At 41.7% G+C, this 1,015-nt stretch carries 2 protein-coding genes; both read left to right on the top strand.

Annotation, left to right across the window (positions count from 1 at the left end; all coding sequences use genetic code 11):
• Positions 1–699 (top strand): transposase (locus D4A39_RS18955; protein ID WP_147393940.1); only part of this gene is annotated, 699 nt, incomplete at its 5' end.
• Between the two features lie 43 nt (positions 700–742).
• On the top strand, positions 743–1,015 hold a 273-nt coding region (locus D4A39_RS18950; protein ID WP_119918586.1), incomplete at its 3' end, for a GDP-mannose 4,6-dehydratase.

Genomic DNA, 1,015 nt, shown 5'->3' with positions numbered 1-1,015 from the left:
AAGGAACTTCTCAAACTCTCAACCCTCATAGTTGCAGATGCTTACTTCTCTACAAGTACATTTGTTAATGGGATAAAGAAAGAAGGGTTCTCTTTGATAAGCCGCTTTCGTGACAATGCTTGTCTCTTTTATGTCTATGCTGGTCCACGTACTGGAAAACGTGGTCGCCCAAAGACCAAGGATGGCAAGATTGATATGAAGAATCTTGACCTCACTCGAATGGAGAAGATGGAGATGAAAGATATAGAAGGAACAGCTTATACTTTGATAGCCTATTCCAAGGCACTCCGGTGTAAAGTTAGACTTGTCATCTGGCAGATGCCGAATGGCAAGAAGAAACTATTCTTCTCTACAGACACCTCACTTTCGGGTGAAGAGGTACTTCTTTATTATAGAACCAGGTTCCAGATCGAATTTTGCTTTCGTGACGCCAAAGGCTATACTGGTCTTATGGACTGCCAGGCTCGCGATAAGTGGAAACTCGATTTTGCTTTCAATGCTTCGTTCACATCACTAAATGTTGCCAAGGTAACTATGAAGGAGATGGGAATGGAATATTCTATGTCTTCATTCAAGTCACTGATGACCAACATTTATCTGGTGAAACGAATTTTTAAAGCAAGCGGGTACACCCCGAACCGAACTTTAATTAGCAAGATTTTCAAAGATCTCTCGTGCTTACAGCGTACAGCTGCTTAGCACATTATTGAATTATTAACGAACTATTGATACATTGATTAGAATGAAGAATATCATTATCACGGGCGGTGCTGGTTTCATCGGCTCACACGTAGTAAGGCTTTTCGTGAACAAATATCCTGAGTATCACATCATCAACCTTGATAAGTTGACATACGCTGGTAACCTGGCTAACCTCAAGGACATCGAGGACAAGCCTAACTATACTTTTGTTAAGGGTGATATCTGTGATTTCGACCTGATGTTGAAACTGATGCAGGACTACAAGGTGGATGGCATCATCCATCTCGCTGCCGAGAGCCATGTAGATAGAAGT

The sequence above is a fragment of the Alcanivorax profundi genome (genome assembly GCF_003597125.1).
Taxonomy (GTDB): Bacteria; Pseudomonadota; Gammaproteobacteria; order Pseudomonadales; family Alcanivoracaceae; genus Alcanivorax; species Alcanivorax profundi.
The sequence above is the reverse complement of the archived record's forward strand: the minus strand, read 5'-3'. Positions and strand labels throughout refer to the sequence as shown.